20 protein-coding genes are annotated in these 16981 nt (G+C 66.6%); 10 read left to right on the forward strand and 10 right to left on the reverse strand.

Annotated elements, in window-relative coordinates; genetic code table 11:
• Positions 1-44: 44 nt before the first annotated feature.
• From ACFYO1_RS04655 to ACFYO1_RS04665, 3 genes are all read right to left on the reverse strand, one after another.
• A complete protein-coding gene (locus ACFYO1_RS04655; RefSeq protein WP_387227173.1) occupies positions 45-779 on the reverse strand; it encodes an IclR family transcriptional regulator in 735 nt (244 codons plus the stop codon).
• Between the two features lie 144 nt (positions 780-923).
• A complete protein-coding gene (locus ACFYO1_RS04660) occupies positions 924-1655 on the reverse strand; it encodes a class I SAM-dependent DNA methyltransferase (protein WP_387227175.1) in 732 nt (243 codons plus the stop codon).
• A gap of 43 nt (positions 1656-1698) precedes the next feature.
• Positions 1699-3099 (reverse strand): glycosyltransferase, encoded by a 1401-nt coding sequence (locus ACFYO1_RS04665; RefSeq protein WP_387227177.1) that lies wholly within the window; start codon positions 3097-3099, stop codon positions 1699-1701.
• 292 nt (positions 3100-3391) lie between these two features.
• On the opposite strand from ACFYO1_RS04665, the gene ACFYO1_RS04670 reads away from it, so the two are divergent.
• The 3 genes from ACFYO1_RS04670 (at position 3392) to mraY (ending at position 6878) form a co-directional block, all read left to right on the forward strand.
• Complete coding sequence (locus ACFYO1_RS04670; RefSeq protein ID WP_387227178.1) at positions 3392-3913, forward strand: hypothetical protein; 522 nt, start codon at positions 3392-3394, stop codon at positions 3911-3913.
• 281 nt (positions 3914-4194) lie between these two features.
• Complete coding sequence (mgtE, locus tag ACFYO1_RS04675; RefSeq protein ID WP_387227181.1) at positions 4195-5553, forward strand: magnesium transporter; 1359 nt, start codon at positions 4195-4197, stop codon at positions 5551-5553.
• A gap of 248 nt (positions 5554-5801) precedes the next feature.
• Positions 5802-6878: a phospho-N-acetylmuramoyl-pentapeptide-transferase gene (gene mraY / locus ACFYO1_RS04680; RefSeq protein WP_387227182.1), complete on the forward strand. Its 1077-nt coding sequence runs from the start codon at positions 5802-5804 to the stop codon at positions 6876-6878.
• Positions 6879-6948: 70 nt separating this feature from the next.
• On the opposite strand, the gene ACFYO1_RS04685 is transcribed toward mraY, so the two are convergent.
• Entirely contained in the window at positions 6949-7422 is a 474-nt protein-coding gene (locus tag ACFYO1_RS04685) for a DUF4383 domain-containing protein (protein WP_387227184.1), read from the reverse strand.
• A 135-nt stretch (positions 7423-7557) separates the two neighbouring features.
• Between ACFYO1_RS04685 and ACFYO1_RS04690 the strand changes: the two genes are divergently transcribed.
• Positions 7558-8118: a TetR/AcrR family transcriptional regulator gene (locus ACFYO1_RS04690; protein ID WP_387227186.1), complete on the forward strand. Its 561-nt coding sequence runs from the start codon at positions 7558-7560 to the stop codon at positions 8116-8118.
• A gap of 124 nt (positions 8119-8242) precedes the next feature.
• A complete protein-coding gene (locus tag ACFYO1_RS04695; RefSeq protein WP_387227188.1) occupies positions 8243-8767 on the forward strand; it encodes an RICIN domain-containing protein in 525 nt (174 codons plus the stop codon).
• Between the two features lie 53 nt (positions 8768-8820).
• Here ACFYO1_RS04695 and ACFYO1_RS04700 read toward each other — a convergent pair whose 3' ends face one another.
• Positions 8821-9399 carry a helix-turn-helix domain-containing protein gene (locus ACFYO1_RS04700; RefSeq protein ID WP_387227190.1) on the reverse strand — a complete coding sequence of 193 codons (579 nt, stop codon included), beginning with the start codon at positions 9397-9399 and terminating at the stop codon, positions 8821-8823.
• A gap of 88 nt (positions 9400-9487) precedes the next feature.
• Here ACFYO1_RS04700 and ACFYO1_RS04705 point away from each other — a divergent pair, with 88 nt between their 5' ends.
• From ACFYO1_RS04705 to ACFYO1_RS04715, 3 genes are read left to right on the forward strand one after another with little or no spacing between them, the layout of a single operon-like run.
• Complete coding sequence (locus ACFYO1_RS04705) at positions 9488-10144, forward strand: SAM-dependent methyltransferase (RefSeq protein ID WP_387227192.1); 657 nt, start codon at positions 9488-9490, stop codon at positions 10142-10144.
• Positions 10122-10613: a DinB family protein gene (locus tag ACFYO1_RS04710; RefSeq protein ID WP_387227194.1), complete on the forward strand. Its 492-nt coding sequence runs from the start codon at positions 10122-10124 to the stop codon at positions 10611-10613. Before ACFYO1_RS04705 ends, ACFYO1_RS04710 begins: the two co-directional genes overlap by 23 nt.
• A gap of 30 nt (positions 10614-10643) precedes the next feature.
• On the forward strand, positions 10644-11678 hold the full coding sequence (locus ACFYO1_RS04715) for an alpha/beta fold hydrolase (RefSeq protein WP_387227196.1): 1035 nt from the start codon (positions 10644-10646) through the stop codon (positions 11676-11678).
• A gap of 95 nt (positions 11679-11773) precedes the next feature.
• On the opposite strand, the gene ACFYO1_RS04720 is transcribed toward ACFYO1_RS04715, so the two are convergent.
• Both ACFYO1_RS04720 and ACFYO1_RS04725 read right to left on the reverse strand, forming a co-directional pair.
• A complete protein-coding gene (locus tag ACFYO1_RS04720) occupies positions 11774-11980 on the reverse strand; it encodes a DUF397 domain-containing protein (protein ID WP_387227198.1) in 207 nt (68 codons plus the stop codon).
• Positions 11977-12891 carry a DUF5753 domain-containing protein gene (locus ACFYO1_RS04725; RefSeq protein ID WP_387227200.1) on the reverse strand — a complete coding sequence of 305 codons (915 nt, stop codon included), beginning with the start codon at positions 12889-12891 and terminating at the stop codon, positions 11977-11979. The genes ACFYO1_RS04720 and ACFYO1_RS04725 overlap by 4 nt, the downstream gene beginning before the upstream one ends.
• A gap of 251 nt (positions 12892-13142) precedes the next feature.
• Here ACFYO1_RS04725 and ACFYO1_RS04730 point away from each other — a divergent pair, with 251 nt between their 5' ends.
• Positions 13143-13361 (forward strand): hypothetical protein, encoded by a 219-nt coding sequence (locus ACFYO1_RS04730; RefSeq protein ID WP_387227202.1) that lies wholly within the window; start codon positions 13143-13145, stop codon positions 13359-13361.
• An 86-nt stretch (positions 13362-13447) separates the two neighbouring features.
• Here ACFYO1_RS04730 and ACFYO1_RS04735 read toward each other — a convergent pair whose 3' ends face one another.
• The 3 genes from ACFYO1_RS04735 to nrdF all read right to left on the reverse strand — a co-directional run bounded on the left by ACFYO1_RS04735 (position 13448) and on the right by nrdF (position 15791).
• The gene (locus tag ACFYO1_RS04735) at positions 13448-14278 is read right to left on the reverse strand and encodes a TIGR03619 family F420-dependent LLM class oxidoreductase (RefSeq protein ID WP_387227204.1); all 831 of its coding nucleotides are present in this window, start codon (positions 14276-14278) and stop codon (positions 13448-13450) included.
• Positions 14279-14351: 73 nt separating this feature from the next.
• The gene (locus ACFYO1_RS04740; RefSeq protein WP_387227206.1) at positions 14352-14723 is read right to left on the reverse strand and encodes a MerR family transcriptional regulator; all 372 of its coding nucleotides are present in this window, start codon (positions 14721-14723) and stop codon (positions 14352-14354) included.
• Positions 14724-14828: 105 nt separating this feature from the next.
• Positions 14829-15791: a class 1b ribonucleoside-diphosphate reductase subunit beta gene (gene nrdF, locus ACFYO1_RS04745; RefSeq protein ID WP_150405375.1), complete on the reverse strand. Its 963-nt coding sequence runs from the start codon at positions 15789-15791 to the stop codon at positions 14829-14831.
• 403 nt (positions 15792-16194) lie between these two features.
• Here nrdF and ACFYO1_RS04750 point away from each other — a divergent pair, with 403 nt between their 5' ends.
• The gene (locus ACFYO1_RS04750) at positions 16195-16653 is read left to right on the forward strand and encodes a hypothetical protein (RefSeq protein ID WP_387227208.1); all 459 of its coding nucleotides are present in this window, start codon (positions 16195-16197) and stop codon (positions 16651-16653) included.
• Positions 16654-16981: the final 328 nt, after the last annotated feature.

The following is a 16981-nucleotide window of genomic DNA, read 5'->3' on the forward strand; positions in this document are numbered from 1 at the left end:
CAGACAACGGCCATTCCACATTGTGAAAACCGCGGTGAGTTTAATTACGGCGTGTATATCGCCTGGGCGGAGCTGTTGTGCACGACGCCGCCGATCCGCACGGCGATCTGGCGCATCGCGGGCAGGATCTCCCGCACCAGCTCCTCGTTCAGCCGCGCCGACCGCGCCTGCACGCTCAGGGCGCCCCACACCTGCTTGTCCGCGCCGAACACCGGCACCGCGACCGACCGGATCGGATCGTCCGCGCCCTCGAACTCCTCGACCGCGAAACCCTTGCGCCGCACCAGATCCAAGTCGGTGGCCAGATAGGGCGCGGCCGGTAGATGGGCGAGCAGCGCCCGCCCCGACGCGCTCGAACCGAGCGGTTGCCGCAACCGCGGCAGCTGATGGTTGCAGAACCGCACCGGCGGCCGCGCCTGCAACACCGTCACCGCGTCGCGCTCGTCCGCGACGCTGAGGCTCGTCGTGATCCGGATCCCCGCCGCGAGCGCGTACATATGCGGCGCGGCCGAGTCGATGCCGAGCCTGGTCAGTGCGGGCCGCGCCAACGTCGCCAGCCCCTGCCCGACCCGGTACCGATCGGTGGCCGGATCCTGCTCCAGCAGCCGTCCGCGCACCAGCGCCTGCGCCAGCCGATGCGCCGTACTCACCGGCACCCCCGCCAGATGCGCCAGCTCGCTGATGGACAGCTCCGGATCGTCCCCCTCGAAGCAGTTCAGCAGATGCACCGCCCGCTCCACGGCCTGCGACCCTGAACGTGGCTGATCGGCAGTAGCCATAGCGCCCTCCTGGCTGTCCCACTCCAACCGCCCCACCTTCCCGCGCCCCCACGATCCGAACAACCCTTCGACGCCCCCTGCGTCAAACCCCTCTCCGGCACCAGCTATCGGAATTTCAGGACGATTTCGCGCTCGGCCGGGTGATCAGGGTTTGGGCTTTGCCCAGATCGAGACGTGTTTGCGGCTTTCGTCGGTGAACGGGTCGCGGGTCCAGTCGGACCAGCGGTCGCGCAGGTGCAGGCCGGCGAGTTGGGCCATGAGGTCCAGTTCGGCGGGCCAGACGTAGCGGAAGGGGATCGAGCGATATTCGCCTCGGCCGTCGACCACGTCGAGGTAGTTCGAGCTCATCTGCTGGGTGGCGACGTGGTAGCGGTCGAAGGCCCAGCGGGTCGGGCCGTCCTGAAAGGGCACCATGGTCTGGCCGGGCGGCAGGCGGCGCAGGTCGGGTACGCCGACCTCGACGACGAAGCAGCCGCCGGGTTCGAGATGTGTTGCGGCATTGGCGAAACAGGCGACCTGCGCGGCCTGGGTGGTCAGATTCATGATGGTGTTGAAGACCAGGAAGGCGACGGAGAACGTGCCGTCGACCCGGGTCGTGGCGAAGTCGCCGATGGTCGTGCCGATCGCGGCGGCATCCGGCTTGGCCCGCAGCCGGGCGATCATCGCCGGCGACAGATCGATGCCGTGCACGCGGACGCCGCGGCGGGCCAGCGGCAGCGCGACGCGGCCCGTGCCGATGCCGAATTCCAAGGCGCGGCCGCCGTTCGCGAGTTCCGCGAGCAGATCGACCATCGGCCCGACGACGTCCGGCTCGAACAGTTCCGCGTACGACTCGTCGTAGGTGGCCGCTACCCGTTCGCCGAAGTGATCGTCCATCGCCGGAACCTATCGCGCCGAACCCGCACGGCGCACGTGTTTTTCAGCGGTCGCGGCGTTGCCAGGTCGTCCAGTAGGGATCCTCGGTCGGCGGAAAATCGTTGGGCGGCAGCACAACCGGATCTGGCTCGCCCTGAGTGATCTCCGGCGCAACCTCGTTGGCCGGATAGGGATGCGAGCTGTGCACCGGGGTGACGCCGGTCTTGGCCACATGCCCTGCCACGTGCCCGGCGAAATGCTGTTCCAGCAGTTCCGCGCCGCGCAACGTGCCGCCGGCCGCGGCGAACCCGGCGGCCACCGCGGCCGCACCGGCCCGGCAGGCCATCGCCTTGTCGATGCCGGCGCGCAGGGTGCGGACCGAGAGCCGCTTCGCCGGCACCCAGCTGCCCGCCTCGTTGCCGACCACCCGGCGCGCGACCTCGGACTGGCCGCGCCCGAACGGCACCACGCACACCGGAACGCCTGCGGCCAAAGCCTTTTGGGTGATCCCCATACCGCCGTGCGAGACCACGACGGCGGCCCGGTCGAGCAGCAGCTGATGGGACAGGAACCGCTCGGCCCGCGCGTTCGGCGCGACGGTGAGGGTCGCGGGATCGATCGCGCCCGTGGTGACCACTGTGAACAACCCGCTGTCGGCCAGCGCGTCCAGCGCGGTCTGCGCGAGCCTGCCGTCGTCCTGGAACTCGGTCGAACAGGTGACCACCGCGAGCGGCCGGTCGATCTCGTCGAGCCACGCGGGCGGCTCGATTTCCGGCGACCACAGGCCCGGTCCGATCTGATGCACGGTCGACGGCCAGTCGGTGCGCACATCGTCGAACGGCGGCGCGGTGAAGTTCAGCGTCAGCGGCGGTTGCCGCAGGTAGTCCACGGCGTTCTCCAGCTGATCCAGTCCGTAGTACTGGCGCATGTGATTGAGCTGTGGCAGCACCTCGTTCCACCGGCGATCGAGAAACCAGTGCAGGCAGTTGTCGCGGACACGGCCGATCAGGTCCGCGCGCGGGCGCAGTCCCGGCCCGAACGGCGGTGCGTCGCGGGAGGGAATCGGCAGCAGCATCGAGGCCCACGCTGCCCACGGCAGCCCGCTCGCCGTGGCGAGGATCTGCGCGCCCGGCGCGGTGATGTCGATCAGTAGCGCGTCCGGTCGCTCGGCGATGATCGCGCTGCGCAGAGCCTGGATCTCGTCCGGGATGCGGGCGACCGACGAGCGGACGGCCGCGCGCAGGGTGGCGATGCGCGAGGTGGTCGCCCAGTCGTTGAGCCGGTCCTGGGTCAGCGCCGGTGGTAGCGCTCGCGCGGTGATGCCGAACTGCTCCAGCTCCGGCTCGCTACCGGGCAGCGTCAGCATGGTCACGTCATGGCCGCGCGATACCAGCTCCGCCAGCACCGGGGCGACCGGATACAGGTGTCCTTTTGCCGGTGAGGTGAATGCCAGTATTTTGGTCATACCAACAGGCTAACTTGTGGCTAATGATCCTGTCTGATGTCTGCCGATTCGTTACCGGCGGCTCATTGCCGGTGCGGTCTGCGGTTAGTCGACTCGTTGTGCCTGATGTATGCGGATATCAAGTCGAATGCCGTGATGTCCAGTCTGGCAGACTGCTGCGAATCGAACTCTGAGTCCGAAACCGTCACGGACCAATTGCCTGCTTCCGGCAAATTGTTAGCTGACTGTGCGGAGCGGCACGGCACGGAAATTCACTCGCCCCCGCCCGCTGATCCCGTCATCCTTGACCCAAATGCATACAGATCGACAACACCGACTCGGCGTCGACTTCGGCCGAGTCATCCAGGGGGCAACGTTGAAAGCGGGGGACGCGGACACCGTCTTCCTCTCCGGCGGACTGGACGAGGCCCTGCGCACCCCGCCGAGCCCCGGCGCCTTCGACGTCCTGCCCCGACTGGTCCGGCTCTTCGACGGCCGGGCGTGGGTGATCTCCAAATGCGGGGAGCGGATCGAACAGCGCACCCGGCAGTGGCTCGACCACCACGACTTCTTCGACCGCACCGGCATCCCGCGCGAGCATCTGCGCTTCTGCCGCAAGCGCGCGGACAAGGCCGGGCACTGTGCCGAACTCGGCATCACGCACATGATCGACGACCGGATCGACGTGCACCGGGCTCTGCGCGACCTGGTGCCGCACCGCTACCTCTTCGGCGCGCAACCGGGTCCGGTGCCCGACTGGGTGCGTCACGTCCCCACTTGGCTCGATGCGGAGACCGCCGTCACCGCCACCATCAGGCCGAAGGTGGTCGACTGACCAAGCGGGCTCCGCGGTGGTGAGCGCTTCCCCGAAATGCCTGTATCCTGCACAAGGATGCTTTCGCGTCCGATCAACGTTTCAGTGATGGCGCGGGCTCGACCGGTCTGCGGCAGCGACGAGAAGGAGGTGGGGTTGCCATGCGCAGCGAACCTCCCAGTCGAAGGCCGCGCGGCGTCGCCCCTTCGTCTTCCTGAGTAATCAGCGACGGTGGGGACCGGCGCCCGCGGTGTGAATTTTCGCGCTCCCATTCACGCACGCGTATTCGCTGAGGACATCCCATGTCGCAGATCACCGAAGTCCGTCCTTCGCTGTCCGAATCACTCCAGGACATCGCCGATTGCCACCGCGTCGACGCCGCGCTCGCCTGGCTCGACAACCACCCGCCGCACGTCATCGCCGACCAACTCGCCCGGATGGACGCCGTCCAGGCCGGCGTGGCGTTCCGGCTGCTGGACAAGGACCTGGCGCTGGCGGTCTTCGAAGAACTCGAACCGGTGGACCAGCAGCAGATCCTGCAGGGCCTGCGCGACCAGAGCTTCCGCGACCTGGTCGAGGGCATGGCGCCGGACGACCGCGCCCGCATGCTGCGGGAGGCGCCCGCGAAGGTCGCCAAGAAGGTGCTCGCCGGGCTGAGCCCGCGCGAACGGCGGATGACCGCCGCGCTGCTGGGCTACCCGGAAGGCTCGGCGGGCCAGTACATGACCCCCGAGGTCGTCGCGCTGCCGCGAAACCTGACCGTGGCCGAGGCGCTGGCCACGGTGCGGGCCAAGGGCGCCAACGCCGAAACGGTCTACACGCTGCCTGTCGTCGACGCGGGCCGGCGGCTGACCGGCATCGTCGAACTGCGCGAACTGGTGCTCAGCAAGCCGGACACGATGATCGCCGAACTGGTCGTCACCGAGCCGGTGTGTGCCCGCGCCACCGACGCCGCCGAGAAGGCGGCCCGGCTGATGCGCGAGACCAACGACCTCAACATGCCCGTCGTGGACAGCGAGAACCGGCTCGTCGGCCTGCTCACCATCGACGACGCGGTCGAGGTGATCGAGGCCGCGGACAGCGAAGACGTCGCCAGGCAGGCGGGCTCGGCGCCGTGGTCGGGTCACTACATGGCGGCCGGGGTGTTCCAGCTGGCCCGGTATCGCGCGATGTGGTTGCTGCTGTTGCTGTTTGCCGCGACCCTCACCGTCAGCGTCACCGACATGTTCGAGGGAACGCTGCAACAGGCCGCGCACCTCGCGCTGTTCATCCCGCTGCTCATCGGCGCGGGCGGCAACGCCGGGGCGCAGGCCGCCACGTCCTGTGTGCGGGCGCTCGCCGTGGGCGAGGTGCGGGTGACCGACCTGTTCAAGGTGATCTGGCGCGAGTGCCGGGTCGGGCTGGTGCTCGGATCCATGCTCGCCGCAGCGGGATTGGTGATCGGCGGGCTGTTCGTCGGGCCGCGCGTCGCGGTCGTCGTCGGCATCACCCTGGTACTGATCTGCGGCTGGGCCGCCACCATCGGCGGCACCATGCCGCTGCTCGCCAAGAAGCTCCGGATCGATCCCGCGGTCGTGTCCGCGCCCATGGTCACCACCCTGGTGGACGCCACCGGGCTGATCATCTACTTCACCACCGCGAAGCTGGTCCTCGGCATCTGAACCGGCACCACCGCCGCGGCCGTCCTGCGTGGACGGCCGCGGCAGTGCGGTTAAGCGGAACTACACGACACCGCATGAATCAGTTCGGCTTGCTAACGTCGGTGCCATTCGCGCGGACGACGGTGGGTTGGTGGATGGGCAGCGGTGCGGACAGACGTCGGGAACGGATCGACCCGGGCAGTGAAAAGGCGCCCGTGCGTTGATGTTTCAATTACCCGACTTTTCGATGACGGCCGCGTGAGGGGCGAATGAGACAGATCTTGTTCTCGGCGATGATCGCGCTGGTGGTCTCCATCACCCTGACGCCGTTGCTGATCAAACTCTTCACCAGGCGCAAGGTCGGGCAGGAGATCCGGTCCGATGGACCGGCCAGCCACCAGGCCAAACGCGGCACCCCCACGATGGGCGGCCTCGCGATCCTGATCGGCATGTGGGCCGGTTATCTGGGGGCGCATCTGCTCCGCATCCGGCACGACGCCGAGGGGGTGTCCGCGTCCGGGCTGCTCGTTCTCGGCTTGGCCACGGCGCTGGGCATCGTCGGCTTCCTCGACGACTTCATCAAGATCCGCAAGCGGCGCAACCTCGGCCTGACCGCGACCGGTAAGTACATCGGCCAGTTCACCGCCGCGATCGTCTTCGGCATCCTCGCCTTGCGGTTCCCGTCCAGCACCGGGCTGACGCCGGGCAGCCGGCACATGTCCTACGTGCGGGACGTGGAGACCGTTTCGTTCGGGCTGATCGGGTTCCTGCTGGTGGTCAGCTTCCTGGTGGTGGCCTGGTCGAACGCGGTGAACATCACCGACGGCCTCGACGGACTCGCCGCCGGATCGATGAGTTTCGCGCTCGGCGCGTACGTGATCATCACCTTCTGGCAGTACACCAATGCCTGCGCGGTGACCCCGGGCGCCGGCTGCTACGACGTCCGCGACCCGCTCGACCTCGCGGTGGTGTGTGCCTCCGGTGCGGGCGCCTGCATCGGATTCCTCTGGTGGAACGCGGCGCCGGCCAAGATCTTCATGGGCGACACCGGCTCACTGGCGCTGGGCGGTCTGCTTGCCGGACTGTCGGTCACCACCCGCACCGAACTGCTCACCGCGGTCGTCGGCGCGCTGTTCTTCGCCGAGATCCTCTCGGTGCTGTTGCAGATCGTCGTCTTCCGCACCACCCGCAACCGCCTGTTCAGAATGGCGCCCTTCCACCACCATTTCGAGCTCAGCAAGTGGGCCGAGACCACCGTCATCATTCGCTTCTGGCTGCTGGCGGGGATCTCCTCGGCGGTCGGCCTGATGCTGTTCTACGGCGAATACCTCTCCGCCATCGGCTGATTCGTGGCCGAAGGTAGGCATCGATCGGGCCGGCGGCGCATAACGGTGCCAGACCGCCGGACGCGCCGAATCAGCCGCGTCGGACCGCTGCGCGTGCGGTGAGCGCGGCCGCACCACCGGCGATCAGGATGAGGGTGCCCTCGACGGTGTGCACGATATTGCCGAAGGTGTCGACCGCCATCATGTGCAGGACGTGGTCGCCGCCGGTAACGCCCAGCGCGGCGATGAGCAGGTAGAACGGACCGCACGTCCAGGTGTAGGCGAGGGCGCGGGTGCGCACGGCCGCGACCGCGAGCCCGGCCAGGCCGGTGAGCAGGTGGAACAGTGCGTGCCAGCCGTTGACGGTGACCGGGATGAAGCCGAGGAACTGGATCGTGCACGAATGCATGCTGCCGCCGAACGCCATGTCCGGGTAGATGCCGAAGGCGATCACACCGTTGGCGGTGAACCACCCTCCGGTGAGGAACACGAAGAACTGCAACGGGGTTTCCAGCACGGCGGTGACGTAGCGCAGGACCAGCAGGCGGAAGGCGGCGAACGACACGGAGGCGTTCCTCTCTGTCGGGTTGTCCGGGAGTGCCGCGCACACCCGCATTTCTAAGCCAGTCGTCCTAGAAGGTGGTTGTGAGTATGTTCTAGGACTACTGTCTTAGTCAATGACCGAGTCGGGAGGCGGCTAGTGGCGAAAGACACCCGGGCGCGGATGATCCGGCACGCGACGCTGCTGTTTCGCGGGCAGGGCTACGCGGCCACCGGCTTCCGCGAGGTGGTGGCGAAGGCCGGAACGCACCGCGGTGTCATCTATCACCACTTCCCCCGCGGCAAGACCGAACTGGCCGAAGAGGTCCTGGCGTTCATCGACGGGATGGTCGGACCGGCCATCGAGGCGGTGTGTGCGAACCAAGCACCCGTCCCCGCGATGCACGCGATCCTGGGCGGCGCGAAGCTGGCGATGACCGGTGGCGGCCACCCGCCGGGTTGCCCGGTCGCGGCCGTCGCCCTGGGCGCGGGTCCCGATGATGCCGAGTTGCTCGCGGCCGCAGGCGCGATCTTCCGGCGATGGGCGCGCCCCTTCCAGGAATGCTTGCAGCGCAACGGAATCGACGAGGAAGCCGCCGCTGACTTGGCCACTCTGCTCATCGCCGGGCTCGAGGGTGCCCTCGTCCTGTGCCGGACCGAGGGCACCACCGATCCGTTGGACCGGGTCGCCGCCGGCTTGGAGCGAGCACTGTCGGTGTGAAGACCCTATGGGGTGATTTCCGCACCCTCCGGCGACCTTCTCGCCTCCTCAGGGTGCCTATCCGGTCGGTCGTGCTTGCTCGAACATTGGTTCGGCAGGCACCTTCCACCAGAGAGATCCGACCTTGACTCATTTCATCAGCCGCACCGCAGCGGGATTGTTCTTCGGCGCTCTCACCGCCGTCGCGGTCGTAGTTCCCGCCACCGCGAACGCCGCGCAGCCGGACGACATCGTCACGATCCAGCAGGTGTCGAGCGGTCGCTACCTCGATGCCTGGAACGACGGGACGCACGACTACAACGTGGTCACCCGGCCGAAGCAGGGCGACACCAGCCAGCAGTGGCGCATCCACTGGGACGACAGCGGCACCGGGACCGGAACGGTGCAGCAGGTCAGCAGCAAACGCTACCTGGACGCCCACGAGATCGAGTCCCTCGACTACCACCTGGTCACCAGGCCGGCCCAGAACAATCCGACCCAGGTGTGGCACTTCAATGCGCTGGGCGGCGGGAAGTACACGATCCAGCAGGCGTCCAGCAATCGGTATGTGGACGCGCACGAGATCGCCGCGAAGGACTACGGCGTGGTGAGCCGTCCGGCGCAGAACAATCCGACGCAGCAGTTCGTGCTGGTGGTCGTCGGCCACTGAGTTCGATCCTGTTCCGCCGCATCTCCCCTCGGGTGCGGCGGAATCGTCGTGTGTCAGGACCTGGCGGGGTGCACGTGTGAACGCACGCCCTGCAATCCGAACAGGATGAGCAGTTCGACCGCTTTGCCATCGGCGCTGCCTAGCCAGTGCGGCAGGGAGGTGTCGAACTCGGCGGCCTCGCCGGGCGGCAAGATCAGGTCGCGCTCGCCGAGCACCAGCCGCAGGCGGCCGTTGAGCACGTACAGCCATTCGAAGCCGTCGTGGGTCTGCGGCGTCGGTTCGAGCGGTTCCGGCACCGCCGGGATGATCATCTTGAACGCCTGGGTCCCGCCCGGTCGCCGGGACAGCGGGATGAAGACCATCCCGTAGCGGCGGATCGGTTTCAGGTGGATCCGCGGGTCGCCGGTGCGCGGGGCGCCGACGAGATCGTCCAGCGGGACGTTGTAGGTGCGGGCGAGCGGCAGCAGCAACTCCAGGGTCGCCCGGCGTTGACCGCTTTCCAGCCGGGAGAGGGTGCTTTCCGATACTCCGGTCGTCGCGGCGAGGTCGGCGAGGGTGATGCCGCGGTCGCGGCGCAGCGCGCGCAGCCGCGGTCCGACCACGTCGAGCACGTCTTCGGTTTCCGGGTCCATCCGACCATCTTGCCGGAACCGCAATTTTCCGTGCCAGATCGAGGTACCGCTGGCGAGACTGAACGTGTCTCGACAGTAAGGAGTCACGATGAGCACCACCGATGCGGTCGCGTTCTGGGACGGTGTCTACGCGGGCCGCCCGGCCGCCGCCGATCCGCGGCCGAATGTCCTTCTCGCTGAGCTGGTTTCGGATTTGCCGAGCGGCGATGTGCTGGATCTCGGGTGCGGCGACGGCGGCGATGCGCTGTGGTTGGCAGGTCAGGGGTGGAAGGTCACCGCCGTCGATATCTCGGCCGTTGCGGTCGAGCGGCTCGCCGGACTTGCCGAGGCCCGGGGACTGGGAGCACTGGTCGTCACCGAGCGGCATGACCTGCACGATTCCTTCCCGCAGGGCAACTTCGACCTGGTCAGCGCCCACTACCTGCACACCTCGTTCGATCTGGACCGGGCGACTGTCCTGCGTGCGGCCGCACACGCGCTGCGGGCGGGCGGGCGGTTGCTGGTCGTGGACCACGGTTCGACCGCGCCGTGGTCGTGGAACCAGGACCCCGACGCGCGGTATCCGAGTCCGCGAGAGATCGCTGCGGATATCGATCTGGATCCGTCGGAGTGGCTGGTCGAACGGGCCGACGCGCCCCGCCGGGTCGCGACGGGACCTGGCGGGCGCACCGCCGAGGTCACCGACCATGTGCTGCTCATTCGCCGCACCATCGGAGGTGACCATGCCGGCCACCTCGCGTCGTAAGCGCCGTGACGCGCCGCCGCCGCGGACCGGGAGCGGCGAAACCGACACGCTCCGTGGATTTCTCGACTACCTCCGGGAGTCGATCGCCGCGAAGGTCGACGGTGCGCCCGAACCACAGGTGCGAACAGCGGCGGTGCCATCGGGCACGAATCTGCTCGGTCTGCTGAACCACCTGACGTTCGTCGAGCGCTCGATGTTCCTGGGGGACAACGTGACCGATTGGCAGGCGACATTCGAGGCCGCGCCGACGGACACCGTGGCCGACGTCGTCGCTCGCTACCGAGAAGCGGTCGAGCGCGCGAACGAGGTCCTCGACGGCTGCACCGATCTCACCGCATCCATCCCGCGGCCGGGCCGTCCCGCGCCCAGCGTCCGCTGGGCGCTCGCCCACATGATCGAGGAGACCGGCCGGCACGCCGGTCACGCCGACATCATCCGTGAGCTGATCGACGGCGCGACCGGGCGCTGAACCCAATCACCCTCTCCACGAAAGAAGTCCATGATCACCGCCGTACAGCCGCGCCGTTTTCGCCGATCCGCGCAGGCGGTGGCGACCGTCGCGCTCACCCTCCTGCTCGCGGTCGGCACCGGAGCCTGCGCCACGACGACCGCCGCCGAGGTCCCGGCCTACGCCACCGCCACTCAGGGTGACCCGAAGTTCGAGAACACTTTCGAGCACGAGTTCGCCGATGTCGACGGTGTCCGTATGCATTACGTGAAGGGCGGCACCGGCACACCGGTCGTGCTGATCCACGGCTGGCCGCAGACCTGGTTCGGCTGGTGGCCGATCATGCCCGCGCTCGCCGAGCAGCACACCGTCTACGCCGTAGATCTCCCCGGTCTCGGCGACAGCACCGGCGCACCGACCGGCTACGACAAGGCCACGCTGGCGCGTTACGTGCACACCCTGATCGCCGACCAGCTCGGTATCCGTGATGCCCGCGTCATCGGCCACGACTTCGGCGCCGCGGTCGCGTTCCAGTACGCCGCCCAATTCCCCGCAGACACCGCCCGCCTCGGCTACCTGGACCTGCCGCTGCCCGGTCCGGCGATCGACGCGCCCACCTACCGAACTCTGAGCTGGCACATCGCCTTCCACGCGCAGCGTCGTGTCCCCGAAGCGGTCGTCGGTGACGATGTCCGCGAATACTTGAACCTGTTCTATCCCCAAGTCTCCTACGGCGGAACAGCTTTCGGCGGCAGCTCGGACCGCTCCCCGTTCACCGACGCCGAAGTAACCGAGTACGCCCGCACCTACGGGCGCCCCGATGCCCTCACCGGCGGCTTCAACCTCTACCGCGCCCTCGACAAGGACGTCACCGACACCATCGCGGCCGCTCCCACCTCCGTCCCGACGCTGGTCATGGCCGCCCAGGGTCAGGTCGCCGCGATCCAGGCCACCGCTGCGCCGCGGATGGCCAATATCGTCCGCGCAGTAGACGTTCCGCACGCCGGGCACTGGCTGGTCGAGGAGAACCCCCAGTTCGTCACCGACGAACTGCTGAGGTTCCTGAACGGACAGCCAGGTTCCTGAGTGGACTGCCGGTAGTTGGACGAAGCACTTGCGCCGGCGGACGGGTAGAAGTGAGACCCCCACTGGTAGTGGGGGTCTCACGCATTCAATGGGTGTTATGGGCGGTTGAACTCACCGTCTGCGACGCCTGCGGTGAAGGCATCCCATTCACTCGGGGTGAAGACCAAGGCCGGGCCGGTGGGATTCTTCGAATCGCGGACGCCGACCATGCCGGCGTCGAGATGTGCTACTTCGACGCAGTCCTTGGTGGGTGAGCTGCGTGTGCTCTTGAACCAACGTGCATTAGTCAGGTCGATGTTCATGCGGAGAACTCCTCTGCAATGTCGAGGATGAGAGCGCGACTGGCGGTCTCATCCAATGCCAACCGTTTGAGATCCGTACACACAATACGATACGCCGAAATCTCCTCCGGGCGCTCCAAATACATATCTCCGGTGAAACCTTGGACATAGACCACCGGCGGTTCGGTGAGGTATGCGGTTGAGTGCGGGGGAAACTCGAGCATTACGAACATTCCAACCAGCAGGCCTTGATAAGCGCCTTTCGAAAGTGGAACGATCCGAACTGAAACATTTGGAAGTTGTGCCGCTTCTGCGAGATGATTCAATTGGTCCACCATCACGTCCGTGCAGCCGGCCGGACGGCGTAGCACTGTTTCGTCGATGATCACCTCCAGCGTTAGGGGATTGGTTGTGCGGGTGAGTCGGGCCCGGCGTCGGGTGGCGATCTCGATCGATGTCTCGACATCGGACATGGGCGTATTCGGATGCTCGATCCAGTGCATCGCCCGGCGGTATTCGTCGGTCTGCAACATTCCGGGTAAGAATGTCGTCTGATACGAAACCACGTGCTGAGCTGCGTCCTCCAGGCTGACGAACAGTCCGAAACTCTTGGGGATCGTGCTGTCGAACGCATGCCACCACCCTTTGGACTTCGTCTCGTCGGTGAGCGTCAGCAACACTTGCGTCATCTCCGTCGACGCCTGGTAGATCTCGCACAGCCGCTTGATGAACAACGGGTTCAATCTGATCGGTATCCCGTTCTCCATTCGCCAGAACGTCTGCTTACTGACACCGATCGCGCTCCGTGCGGCTTCCGCGCTCACACTCGCCGCTTCACGGGCTCGGCGGAGCTCGCGGGCCAGTAGCCTGCGGGGAAGGGTCGAACCAGTTGTCATGGCTGCATCTCCGAAGGTCGCTAACGAATGGTCCATTTTGGAACCTTTGTATGGCAGCAACTTTGGAACCTTCCCGAATATTCACCGAGTTCCGCTCCGGAAGGGTTCCGTAAGTGTGGCTGCGATGGTGCACTTGTATGTCCGGACAGCCGAACCGGATCGGCTTCCGGGGACATACAACCAGCTGACTGTAATAGAAGTTCGCCGATTCGCCGAATTGCTCAAAAATGCACCACAACAGGAACATTCCAGAATGGAGTTCCCTTTTCGGAAGGGTGTTATTGAAAATGGACGAGGATTTGAAATGGCGACGGGATGCCATGGAGAATCGGGAGGCGCACATGGAGTTCGGGCTGTCCGTGCTCGCGGATCGAGTGCGAACGATCGATGAGCGACTGCGATCGCTGGAGCGCGCCGTCGGGGCCGTCCGGTTCGATGTCGGCGGCCTCGCGGCGGACAGTGCGGAGGTGCTGCACCTGCTTCGGGCGGTCGTTCCCGAGGAGTAGCTGCCGGATACACGTCGGCCCCGGCGGTGGAGTGGAGCGCCGGGGCCGCGCGCGGAGGTGCTACGTCAGCCGCTGAGGCCGAATCGTTAGGCGAAGCGGGACATCTCGTCGAACTGGTCTGCGGGATCGATGCCGCCGATGACGATCCGGGTCACTCCTTCGGCGGCCAGTCCGTCCACACGCTCGGCGGGCAGGTCGATCGATCCCCAGCGGGTGTACTCGAGCGCGTCCGGATCACGGCCTGCGGCAACAGCTTCCGACCGGGCGAGGTCGAGTTGAGCGGCGCGTTCGGCCGGACCGAGCATTCCGCCGGGAAAGTAACCGTCGCCGCGGTGACCGGCCCGGCGGGCGGCGGCTCGGCTGGAGCCGCCGACGTGGATCGGCAGGTACGGCACGCCAACGGGTTTCGGGAAGCTGACCAGCGAGTCGAAGGCGAAGAACTCACCGTCGAAGCTGACGCCTTCGCCGCCGCCCGCCCACAGCAGGCGCAGTACATCGATCGCTTCGTCGGTGCGCCGCCCGCGGGTGGCGAAGTCGACGCCCGTCGCGATCGCTTCGCCCGGCAACGTGCCCAGCCCGACGGTCAGCAACCGCATGCGCCCGCGGGACAGCGCATCGATGGTCGCGAGACGTTTGGCCAGCACCACCGGATGCCGATACGGCAGCAGCAGTACACCGGTGCCGAGCAGGAGCCGCCGGGTTGCCGCGGCGACGAAACTCAGGCAGTCCAGCGGATCGGGATAGGGGAGTGTGGCGGGCATCTCGAAGTTGCCGACCTTCGCGCCCGGATACAGCGCGATGTGATCCGGGAGATACAGCCCCTCGAATCCGCAGGCCTCCGCGTGCTGCGCGAAGGCGATGATCCGGTCCGGGTCGGCACCGTAAAACGGTGTGCTGTAACTGATCGCAAACTTCATCGGCGTTCCTCGACTGATGTGGGCAGCGACGATCGCACAACCGGCCCATCGAGACCGGCTGCCGGACAGGAGGTCAGGAGAATTGGCAGGCCGGTGGCTGCTCGGAATCGGCGAGCCGCTCCTGCAATTGCCCGCGCAACGCGGTCAGCCGGGTGAGTGCGTCGTCCACCTCGTCGAGCTTGCGCCGCAGCACCGCGACCGAATCCGGGCAGACATCCCCGGAGCTGTGGCCGGCCCGCAGGCAGGTGATGAAGGGGCGGATGTCGTCCAGGGCGAAACCGTCCTCGAGCAACGTCCGAATCTTGCGCACCACCGGCAGTTCCGTCGCGTCGTAGACCCGATACCCGTTGGGGGAGCGGCTGGCCCGCACCAGTCCGTGCTGCTCGTAGTACCGTAGGGTGCGGGTACTCGTGCCGGCCTGTTGCGCCAGCTCACCGATCAGCATCCGACCTCCTCCGAGCGACCGTCACGGCCACGCTAAACGTTGTCGCCGGTGTCAACGCAAGACGGCGGCGGAAGAATCCGCCGCCGTCTCAGCCGAGTGGTTCGCTCAGAACTCCCAGTCTTCGTCTTCGGTGTTCACGGCCTTGCCGATCACGTAGCTCGAACCCGAACCGCTGAAGAAGTCGTGGTTCTCGTCCGCGTTCGGCGAAAGGGCCGACAGGATGGCCGGATTCACCTCGGTCTCGTCCTTCGGGAACAGGCCCTCGTAGCCGAGGTTCATCAGCGCCTTGTTCGCGTTGTAGCGCAGGAACTTCTTGACGTCCTCGGTGAGGCCGACCTCGTCGTAGAGGTCCTGGGTGTATTCGACCTCGTTGTCGTACAGCTCGAACAGCAGCTCGAAGGTGTAGTTCTTCAGCTCCTCGCGCTCGGCCTCGCTGACCAGCTCCAAGCCCTTCTGGTACTTGTAGCCGATGTAGTAGCCGTGCACGGCCTCGTCGCGGATGATCAGCCGGATCAGGTCGGCGGTGTTGGTGAGCTTGGCCCGCGAGGACCAGTACATCGGCAGGTAGAAGCCGGAGTAGAAGAGGAAGCTCTCCAGCAGCGTCGAGGCCACCTTGCGCTTGAGCGGATCGTCGCCGTTGTAGTAGTCCAGCACGATCTCGGCTTTGCGCTGCAGGTTGCGGTTCTCCTCCGACCAGCGGAACGCGTCGTCGATCTCCCTGGTCGAGCACAGAGTGGAGAAGATCGAGCTGTAGCTCTTCGCGTGCACCGACTCCATGAACGCGATGTTGGTGTACACCGCCTCCTCGTGCGGGGTCAGCGCGTCCGGGATCAGGCTCACCGCGCCGACCGTGCCCTGGATGGTGTCCAGCAGGGTGAGGCCGGTGAAGACCCGCATGGTCAGCTGCTTCTCATCGGCGGTCAACGTGCCCCACGAGGGGATGTCGTTGGACACCGGAACCTTCTCGGGCAGCCAGAAGTTGCCGGTCAGCCGGTCCCAGACCTCGGCATCCTTCTCGTCGGGCACCCGATTCCAATTGATGGCCGATACCCGATCGATCAGTTTCATCCTGCCTCCACACCTTTCCCGAGCCCGCTGCCGTGACGGATCTTCTCTCCCCTGGACACTACTCCTTGGGGGTGACAAGTCCGTGCAGCACAACACCTTGTGTCGCAGCGATGCATGTCACCAAGGCGGAAAACGCCGGGAGCCATCGCGTGCGGCCCCCCATTCTGCGCCACGATCGCCCGAACGGCCACATCGGCACTGGCGCGCCGCCCGAGATCGCCAAATGTTTGCCCGATCGGCAGGCGTTCTCCCGGCCGCTCGTCGGCGTCGCCCGCGACACTTGGTCATCTGAGCCCTCGCCGGCTGGCTCCTAACCCCGAACCCTCGGCTCTGGCACGCCTTCGGCCACCAAGGTCTAGTCCAGGGACTTGGCAAGACTTCTGAAAAAGTTCAGAATAGAATCATGGTTACTGAGGTGCAGTGGAGCGAGCTACAGCGCGACCCCAAGGCGGTCGCCAAGCTGGCCGACCAGGGTGACGTCCGGGTTCGCCGTCGTGATGGTGCGCCGCTGTTGCTGATTCGGGAAGACCGTGTCCAGGAGACATCCGAGGGGTCGATCACCGCGGCGCGGGCACTGCGCAACGTGCTGATTCATTTGCCCGCCGATATAGCCGCGCGTGCCCTGCTGGACGAGTTCCCCTGGGTGGACGTGCTCCCGCCGGACGCCCAGGCACGGTTCGTCAAGGACTTTGCTCGTGCTTTCCAGGCATCGGCCGAACTCGGCCAATGGTCGGTGCTGGCTCAGGCCATCGTTGAATGGCGAAGCACCGCGGCGATTTACGCCGACCCGGTTCTGGCCGAGCAACTGTCCGGTCCGTTGGACGCCGACTTCGGTCCGGTGACCGAACCAGTGGGGGAATGAACGATGTCGGCTAAACGGGGTGACCGAGTCGCGCCCCCTGCACGACCGGGCGGGTGGGAAGCGCGTTTCGCGACCTCGGAGGCAGCCAAGGGGTGGGAAGACCTATGCCGCGCAGCGCGATCCAACACCTGGGAGGCATGGATCGTGCTGACCGAGCGTCCCTGTACACCGGAGAACTCCGCCCGGCAGCATCGCCTCCGCGAACGCTTCGCTACGCGGGCAATCGGAGGAAAGATGCTGGAGCAGTGGCAATACGAGGTCACCGCTGGTGGCCGGATTTGGTACTGCCCAGACCCTGACGCGCGCATCGTATGGGTGGTGCTCGCGG

This window comes from Nocardia sp. NPDC006044 (assembly GCF_042871115.1).
In the GTDB taxonomy this organism is placed as follows: domain Bacteria; phylum Actinomycetota; class Actinomycetes; order Mycobacteriales; family Mycobacteriaceae; genus Nocardia.

Coding starts and splice junctions, on each gene's coding strand:
- ACFYO1_RS04655 (WP_387227173.1), bottom strand. CDS start 779: ATGGCTACTGCCGATCAGCCACGTTCAGGGTCGCAGGCCGTGGAGCGG.
- ACFYO1_RS04660 (WP_387227175.1), bottom strand. CDS start 1,655: ATGGACGATCACTTCGGCGAACGGGTAGCGGCCACCTACGACGAGTCG.
- ACFYO1_RS04665 (WP_387227177.1), bottom strand. CDS start 3,099: ATGACCAAAATACTGGCATTCACCTCACCGGCAAAAGGACACCTGTAT.
- ACFYO1_RS04670 (WP_387227178.1), top strand. CDS start 3,392: ATGCATACAGATCGACAACACCGACTCGGCGTCGACTTCGGCCGAGTC.
- mgtE (WP_387227181.1), top strand. CDS start 4,195: ATGTCGCAGATCACCGAAGTCCGTCCTTCGCTGTCCGAATCACTCCAG.
- mraY (WP_387227182.1), top strand. CDS start 5,802: ATGAGACAGATCTTGTTCTCGGCGATGATCGCGCTGGTGGTCTCCATC.
- ACFYO1_RS04700 (WP_387227190.1), bottom strand. CDS start 9,399: ATGGACCCGGAAACCGAAGACGTGCTCGACGTGGTCGGACCGCGGCTG.
- ACFYO1_RS04705 (WP_387227192.1), top strand. CDS start 9,488: ATGAGCACCACCGATGCGGTCGCGTTCTGGGACGGTGTCTACGCGGGC.
- ACFYO1_RS04710 (WP_387227194.1), top strand. CDS start 10,122: ATGCCGGCCACCTCGCGTCGTAAGCGCCGTGACGCGCCGCCGCCGCGG.
- ACFYO1_RS04715 (WP_387227196.1), top strand. CDS start 10,644: ATGATCACCGCCGTACAGCCGCGCCGTTTTCGCCGATCCGCGCAGGCG.
- ACFYO1_RS04720 (WP_387227198.1), bottom strand. CDS start 11,980: ATGAACATCGACCTGACTAATGCACGTTGGTTCAAGAGCACACGCAGC.
- ACFYO1_RS04725 (WP_387227200.1), bottom strand. CDS start 12,891: ATGGACCATTCGTTAGCGACCTTCGGAGATGCAGCCATGACAACTGGT.
- ACFYO1_RS04730 (WP_387227202.1), top strand. CDS start 13,143: ATGGACGAGGATTTGAAATGGCGACGGGATGCCATGGAGAATCGGGAG.
- ACFYO1_RS04735 (WP_387227204.1), bottom strand. CDS start 14,278: ATGAAGTTTGCGATCAGTTACAGCACACCGTTTTACGGTGCCGACCCG.
- ACFYO1_RS04740 (WP_387227206.1), bottom strand. CDS start 14,723: ATGCTGATCGGTGAGCTGGCGCAACAGGCCGGCACGAGTACCCGCACC.
- nrdF (WP_150405375.1), bottom strand. CDS start 15,791: ATGAAACTGATCGATCGGGTATCGGCCATCAATTGGAATCGGGTGCCC.
- ACFYO1_RS04750 (WP_387227208.1), top strand. CDS start 16,195: ATGGTTACTGAGGTGCAGTGGAGCGAGCTACAGCGCGACCCCAAGGCG.